The sequence below is a fragment of the Jatrophihabitans sp. genome (genome assembly GCF_036389215.1).
Lineage (GTDB): Bacteria > Actinomycetota > Actinomycetes > Mycobacteriales > Jatrophihabitantaceae > Jatrophihabitans_A.
This window is the reverse complement of record NZ_DASVQG010000358.1, coordinates 1-3,812: the sequence shown is the minus strand read 5'-3', so window position 1 is coordinate 3,812 and position 3,812 is coordinate 1. Positions and strand designations below refer to the sequence as shown.

Here is a 3,812-nt window from a genome sequence, read left to right as displayed (position 1 = left end):
CGCCCGCCTCGTCCACGCTGCTGGACCGGGCCCGGACGCCCAAGCGGGCAGCGGCGGCATCCTGCGCCTGCAGCCCCAGCGCCGCGGCCGCCACCTGAGCGGCGTCACCGGTGCCCTGCTGGGCGAGGCCTTGGCGGGTCATCCGCTCAACCAAGAAGTCCACGCCCACCATCCTCAGGGCGGGGCATTCAGCCGACCTCCGCTCATCGAACAGCACCCGGCGTCCACCCACCGAGAGGGCTTGCTACTCCAGCCGAAACGAGCGTAGCGTGCGCTCACCTCAGGTCGTAACGACGATCGAAGGTGCGCCATGAGCGATGAGCTGAAAACAGCGCGGCGGTCGAAAGCCCTACTGCAGACCCTCTCGACGGACTTCCTGCTGCGAGAGCAGTTCGTCACCGATCCGGCGGGCATGCATTCGGAGTACGTCCACCGCAAGACGGGGTCGACGGCGGCACGGGACACCGCGAACCAGCTGATCTATGCGATCGTGTCCAACCCGGGAATGCTGGAGTGGCTGCAAAGCCGCGCCACCGCGTCGGAGTCGGGGAGTCTCAGCAACGCGGAGCTGGCAGATGAGCTGGCCGAAGCGATAGGCCGCAACGGGGACCCGGCGATCGTCGCGTCTCTGATCAAGGCCGGCGCCTCCAAACAGGCCTCGGTCGGCGTGGCCCTGGACCTGTTGAGAGCAATCGTCGTGGCCGGGCGCGAAGTCGGCCGCGCCGGAACGGAGTTCACGCCTGGCACGGGCACCCAGTTCACCCCCGGCACCGGCACCCAATCCACCCCAGCCCGCGGCACCGAGTTCACCCCGGGCGCCGGCACCCAATCCACCCCAGCCAGCGGCACCGAGTTCACCCCGGGCACCGGCACCCAGTTCACCCCCGGCACCGGCACCCAATTCACCCCCGGCGGCATCACCGACCGATGGGGAGAGTTGCAAGTGGTCCTGCAATCGTTGGTGGATTACGCGACCCAGCTCAGGAGGGCTGGTGCGTTGAACCACACCGGTTTGGGCTGAGAGCCGGTGGGCCTGCAGGTGTCCGGCGCTCCCGCCGTCGCTGAGGCCCCGGCGGGCCGGCGTGAACAAGCGTTGGCCCTGATCAGGCGAGGTCAGTTGCCGGACGCTCGCGAATTGCTCGCCGCCGAGCTGAAGGCCGGTCCGAGCGGTGCGGCGTGGCTGACCGACGCAATCATCGAAGCCATGCAGTTCGACGACCTTCGCTTCGTCGGCGATCTGGCCCGGATCAGCGCGGAGTTGCGCCACGGTGGCCGGGCGACCGTCACCACGCCGTCAGCCTCGCCCGCCGAAGACGCGGCTTGCCGCGATCACTCGGCCTCCGACGGGCGCAAGCTGTCGGCCGGGAAGTTGCGCCACGACAGCGACCAGCTGCGTTACCTGCGCAGCGTGGGGATACTCGACGGGTCGATCGACGCCGTGATCGCGCGCTACCAGCAGATCGCGGACAGCCTGGACGAGATCGGTCCCGAGGCGCGGCGGCCGCTCACCGACGAGGACCGCGCCATGTTCGGAGAGATCTACGGCCGGCTCGTACACATCCGACCGACTCCACGACTCGACCGCGCCCTGTCGCGAAGCTGGGATCCGGTGACGGTGGAGGACCGGTACCTGACCAGCCGGCCCGGCGTTGTCGTGATTGACGATTTCCTGGTGCCGGAGGCGCTCAGCGAACTGCGGGCATTCTGTCTGGAATCAACCGTCTGGAACGCCAATCGCTATCCGAACGGCCGGTTGGGCGCATTCTTCGACTCCGGCTTCAACTGCCCATTGGTTCTGCAGATCGCCGAGGAACTCCGCGAGAGCTTTCCACGCATGATCGGGGATCAGCATCGACTACGGCAACTGTGGGGTTTCAAATATCCACCGCAGCTTCCGCCCGACTCCACGATCCATGCTGACTTCGCCGCGGTGAATGTGAACTTCTGGATCACCCCGGAGCGGGCCAACCGCGACTCCGCCACCGGCGGTTTGTTGATCTATGACGCCGATGCTCCGCGCGAGTGGGATTTCGCGACCTACAACGAGCGCCTCGATCTGATCAAGGACTTCCTGCGCCGTAGCCGCGCCGAGGTCATCTACGTGCCGTACCGCGAGAACCGGGCGATCATCTTCGACTCGGACCTCTTCCACGCCACTGCCCAGGTCGACTTCGAGCCGTCGTACGTGGATCACCGCATCAACGTCACGATGCTGTACGGCGTGCGCGAGCATGATGATCTGCATTCGCCGAGGTCCGGTTCCCGGGTGTCGGACGTAACCTCGGGCAGCTCCTCCGGATGGCGATCGGCCGCGTTCGCACGGACCCGGCTCAAGCCGTGACCGGGCCCACCTTCCATTCCTATCAGGGGCAGGATCGCTTCGTGCTCGCTGCCTGCGGTGGCCAACGGGGTGGGTTCTTCCTCGACTCGGGCGCCTCCGACGGGCTGCACGGTAGCAACACCCGCACACTGGAAGTCGAGTACGGCTGGACCGGTATCTGCATCGAGCCCAACACCGAACTGCACGCCCGTCTGGTGTCCAACCGGAACTGCATCTGTCTGGACTGCTGCCTGTACGACCGCGAAGGCGACGTCGAGTTCTTCGAGGCGGCCCAGGTCTACGGCGGAATCGTCGACGAGTACGACCCGGGTCATCTGGAATTCGCCCGCGCCTTCGTCGCTCGGCAGCCGTCCGATTCCGCCTCGAGCGCGGCACCGGTGACCAAGTCCGCGCGCACCATCCGATCGGTTCTCCAGGAATTCCGAGCTCCGCGCGTCATCGACTACTGGAGCCTGGACACCGAGGGATCAGAACTCGCCATATTGCGTGCCTTCCCGTTCGAGGAGTACCGCGTGCGGTTCCTGACCGTCGAGCACAACCACACCCCGATCCGCGCGGCCATCTCGGCCTTTCTTGCCGGTCACGGATTTCAACGGGTCGTCGACCTCGGCATAGACGACGGCTATGCCTGGGTGGGGAATCAGGCCGGCGCCGGATGGCGCAGCCCGGTCTGGTCCCGGGCGGGCCGGCGCCTGAATCTTCGCCCATCCGCATGACTGACGTGGCGCAGCCGGCCGGTCCGCCGGCCGACCCGCCGCCACGGTCGGCGACGAGGTTCGCCCCTCTGTTCGTACTGGCACCAGCCCGATCGTTCAGCTCGCTCGTCGTTGCCATGCTCGGACAGCACCCCGAGCTTTACGGCTTTCCAGAACTGCGACTGTTCCGAGCCGAGCGCGTCGGTGGCCTGCTGTCCGAGCCCGCGCCCGGAACGGGGATGCCCGCGCGCGAACGCACGGCCGGGCTCGTCCGGGCGCTGGCGCAGACAGGCGAGGGCGTGCAGTCGGCTGCCGCCGTCGAACGAGCCTGGCGGTGGCTGGCAGAGCGTGCCGACTGGGAGGTCGCCCTGGTGTTCGACCACCTGCTCGGGCAGGTCGAACCCCTGGTGGGAGTTGAGAAATCACCGGAGAACTCGTTGACCGACGAGGCGCTTGCCCGGGCATGCGTCGGCTACCCTGCCGCGCGGTACGTGCACCTCGTCCGTCACCCGTGGACCACTGTGGCGTCGATGACGACGGCCTGGAATCGCCTGAGCTACTGGCCGGTCGCGGCTGAGCGGGCCGCGCAGTTCTGCGCCCAACTGTGGCTGGACCAGCACCGGCGGATAGCGGCTTTCGGAGAGCGGATCGGTCCGGATCGCTTTGTCAGGTTGCGCGCCGAAGATGTGGTGAACCGTGCTGAGGTGCTGCCACGGCTGTGTCGATGGCTGGGAATCTCCGATCGTGAGCAGTGCGTGGCCGAAATGCTCCGGCCG

At 67.3% G+C, this 3,812-nt stretch carries 4 protein-coding genes; all 4 read left to right on the top strand.

The features are described 5' to 3' along the window. Window positions 1-310 precede the first annotated feature (310 nt). Window positions 311-1,021 carry a hypothetical protein gene (locus VF542_RS20695; protein ID WP_408653591.1) on the top strand — a complete coding sequence of 237 codons (711 nt, stop codon included), beginning with the start codon at window positions 311-313 and terminating at the stop codon, window positions 1,019-1,021. 6 nt (window positions 1,022-1,027) lie between these two features. Further along, complete coding sequence (locus tag VF542_RS20690; protein WP_408653590.1) at window positions 1,028-2,341, top strand: hypothetical protein; 1,314 nt, start codon at window positions 1,028-1,030, stop codon at window positions 2,339-2,341. Continuing rightward, complete coding sequence (locus VF542_RS20685) at window positions 2,299-3,057, top strand: FkbM family methyltransferase (protein WP_408653589.1); 759 nt, start codon at window positions 2,299-2,301, stop codon at window positions 3,055-3,057. Before VF542_RS20690 ends, VF542_RS20685 begins: the two co-directional genes overlap by 43 nt. Further along, the coding region (locus tag VF542_RS20680; protein WP_408653588.1) for a sulfotransferase family protein at window positions 3,054-3,812 on the top strand (759 nt) is incomplete at its 3' end. The genes VF542_RS20685 and VF542_RS20680, both read left to right, overlap by 4 nt.

Bases quoted from the DNA above. Each gene is read 5' to 3' on its own strand.
- VF542_RS20695 (WP_408653591.1), top strand. From the start codon at position 311: ATGAGCGATGAGCTGAAAACAGCGCGGCGGTCGAAAGCCCTACTGCAG.
- VF542_RS20685 (WP_408653589.1), top strand. From the start codon at position 2,299: ATGGCGATCGGCCGCGTTCGCACGGACCCGGCTCAAGCCGTGACCGGG.